The sequence below is a fragment of the Candidatus Cryosericum hinesii genome (genome assembly GCF_003570985.1).
Classification (GTDB): domain Bacteria; phylum Caldisericota; class Caldisericia; order Cryosericales; family Cryosericaceae; genus Cryosericum; species Cryosericum hinesii.
In genome coordinates this window covers 1-3,140 of sequence record NZ_QXIW01000035.1, presented here as the reverse complement: position 1 = coordinate 3,140, position 3,140 = coordinate 1, and the positions used below count along the sequence as shown (strand labels likewise).

Genomic DNA, 3,140 nt, shown 5'->3' with positions numbered 1-3,140 from the left:
CCTTCAAGACAGTTGTCGCAGTGCTCCCCGTCGTCGGCGTCGCCCTGTTGACCAGGTCATGGATCGGCGCCGCCCAGGGATTCACCGGTGTCGCCCTGCGGCTGGTCCTCGTATGCGGGGTCGCTGCCGTCTGCTACATGGCCTGCAGCGTTGCCTTGCACATCGACGGCTGGCGTATGCTGCTCGGTCGCATCAGACACCGTCTCCCTGCAGCTTCTCCTTTGTGATACGCTGCTCAATAGAGTCCAGGGCGGCAAGCGACCGGAAGTCAGCTGCTTATTCCCGTCCCCTTCTGTCATTCCCGCGCAGGCGGGAATCCATGTACCACCCTTTCCTATTGAGCAGCGTATCACAAAGAGCTCAAATAGTGGTGGATCGTGTGTCCTTTATCCATGCCGCCATGACTGGATCGACGAGGTGCCATTCCTTGTCATACTCAACAAGGTCCAGCATCTTGAGTGCTTCTATAGCTTTCTGCATACTCGAGGCCGGCACGTGATACCGCTGTAAATACTCATAAGCCGACGGTTGCGATGTCGGTTCGACAGCAATGCTGGTCAGTGCACGCCGCTCAATAGGGGAAAGTCCGGTCCATGTTGCTTCAAAGAGAGCTGTAGTATCGTCGAGAAGCGCATTCCATGATGCTTCGACAATATCCTTGGTACACACAGTCTCGGTCATGCCCCACGCAAAAGCTGCCAATCGCTGGACGTACGACGGATAACCGGCGACGTGATCGTAGATCAACAAGGCTATGTCAGGACTACATGTTTTGCCACTCTCCGAGAACTTCTGGACAATATAGGGAACGAAATCATCGCTGCTGATGCTGCTTAGTGTCATGAACCCGCAGCTTCCGTAGAAAGGGCGGTTCTTGCCGAACATATCCATGAGCAGTTGTCGTCGACTTCCCACATAGATAAAAGAGATGCTCTTATGCATCTGGATATGCGAACGTAGCGTCCCCTCAATTCTCTTCGATTCCGGGAGCGTTGCGATTTCCTGAAATTCATCGAACACGCAGCACGCTTTCCTATGGTTTTTCTCAACATAGTTAAAGAGGCCTTCCATAACATCATCAAGCCCTGCAGCAGGCGATGCTCCCGGTGCCAATGCTGTAGAAACGACAATTCCCTCCGGGCGTGCTTCGAAGGTCACGATAAAGCTTCTGAACAGGTTGGCAAGCCGACTCCCGAAATTGTCCGGAGACGCTCCACGTCCAATCCCTGCAACAACCGCTTTCGCCAGCTTCGTAACAAAGTCCTGCTCGGAAAGGACAGAGAAGAAGTCGACATACACAGTTAGGAATTTTTGCTCCCGGAGACGTTCTTGGAGATGAAGAGCGAGAGAGGTCTTTCCATAACGACGAGGAGAGCTGAGGACAATGCTCTGCCCATCCTGGACGAGGCGCTCTAATTCGGCGAGTTCCTGCGTTCTGTTGCAGAAATCAGAACCACCGGCAACACTAGTAGTAAATGGATTACTAACTGTTGTGTTTCTCTTCATAATGGATTCCTCCATAACATCAAGTGTGTTACACGATACGTGTTACACGATACGTGTTACACTACAAGTCTAGCAACAACAGTAACTCGTGCAAGCTTTCGTATTGATATGGGGTCAGCTACTCATTCCAGCTACCTTCCGTCATTCCCCCCGAGTATTTCTTTCTAATGCGAGGGGTGCTCTCGGCGAAGGCGGGAATCCATTCCTTGTCCTACCCTCGGCTATTGAGCAGCATATTCCAAAGATGTTGGTCAGTGCCCTCCGCTGAACGGGGAACACAGGTACATCCGCAAAAGTGTTAGTATCTCCACTTTTTGGTCCGCAAAAGTGTCGCTGTCTCCACTTTTACGTCCTTAAAAGTGTTGCCTTGGCGTGACAGTCTTGTACAATGAATCAAGAAAGTCAGATCGTGAGAGGCGACAATATGGACCGACATGCAATGAAGAGACTGCAGGCGTGGAAGGGAGAGAGAAACCGCAAACCTCTGATCATACGGGGTGCTCGACAAGTCGGCAAGACCTGGCTCATGAAGGAGTTCGGCAGAATATCTTGTCGGAACGTGGCCTATGTCAACTTCGACAACAACCCACGGATGCAGAGTGTGTTTGATGGCGGATATGATACCGCGCGTCTCATCTCTGCCTTACAGATCGAAACTGGCGTCAGGATCACTCCTGAGGACACTCTCATCATTTTTGACGAGGTGCAGGAAGTGCCAAAAGCCCTTACCTCACTGAAATACTTCAATGAAAACGCACCGGAGTACGCGATCGTTGCGGCAGGTTCTCTGTTGGGTGTCGCCTTGCATGAAGGGACTTCCTTCCCCGTGGGGAAAGCGGACTTCCTGGATCTGTATCCTCTGAATTTCCGGGAGTTTCTCAACGCCACGGGGCATGAGCAGCTCAATGAATTGATTGGGAAGAGGGACGTTGCTCTGATCACCTCGTTCCGAGAAACTTACATAGATCTGTTGAAGCAATATTATTACATCGGTGGCATGCCCGAGGTGGTGACGACCTATCTGGAGACACAGGATTTCGAGGCGGTCCGGCGAATCCAGAAGAACCTGCTAACCTTCTATGATCAGGACTTCTCCAAACATGCCCCCGTAGAGATCGTACCGCGAATGCGCATGATCTGGAACGCCGTGCCGACGCAGCTTGCCAAAGAGAACCGGAAGTTCGTCTATGGTCAAATCCGGGAAGGCTCACGCGCAAAAGACTTCGAGCTTGCGATCCAATGGCTGGAGGATTGTGGCCTCCTCACCAAGGTCTACCGTATTACCAAACCGGACGTTCCGCTGAATGCGTACATGGATACCCGGTCCTTCAAGCTCTACGTCCTGGACGTCGGGTTACTGGGAGCCATGGGCGATCTCGACGCAAGGACATTGATCGAAGGCAGCAGCATCTTCGAAGAGTTCAAGGGCTCGCTGACAGAACAGTATGTGCTGCAGCAACTGATCTCCGATCTTGGGTTGCGTGCCTTTTACCATACAACCGAGAATTCTACGGGAGAAGTCGATTTCCTGGTCCAGAGAGGACCAAACGTGATCCCTGTCGAGGTCAAGGCGGCTGAAAACCTTAAATCCAGGAGCCTGCGGGCGTATTGTGACAGGTACGCTCCGGCGTATG

The 3,140-nt window shown here is 52.3% G+C and carries 3 protein-coding genes; 2 read left to right on the top strand and 1 reads right to left on the bottom strand.

Annotated features, from left to right (window positions below):
- Positions 1-227 (top strand): hypothetical protein (locus tag SMC3_RS09465; RefSeq protein WP_165846703.1); only part of this gene is annotated, 227 nt, incomplete at its 5' end.
- 133 nt (positions 228-360) lie between these two features.
- Here the strand turns inward: SMC3_RS09465 and SMC3_RS08725 are convergent.
- A complete protein-coding gene (locus SMC3_RS08725; RefSeq protein WP_165846702.1) occupies positions 361-1,506 on the bottom strand; it encodes an AAA family ATPase in 1,146 nt (381 codons plus the stop codon).
- Between the two features lie 424 nt (positions 1,507-1,930).
- Here SMC3_RS08725 and SMC3_RS08720 point away from each other — a divergent pair.
- The coding region (locus SMC3_RS08720; RefSeq protein ID WP_119090070.1) for an ATP-binding protein at positions 1,931-3,140 on the top strand (1,210 nt) is incomplete at its 3' end.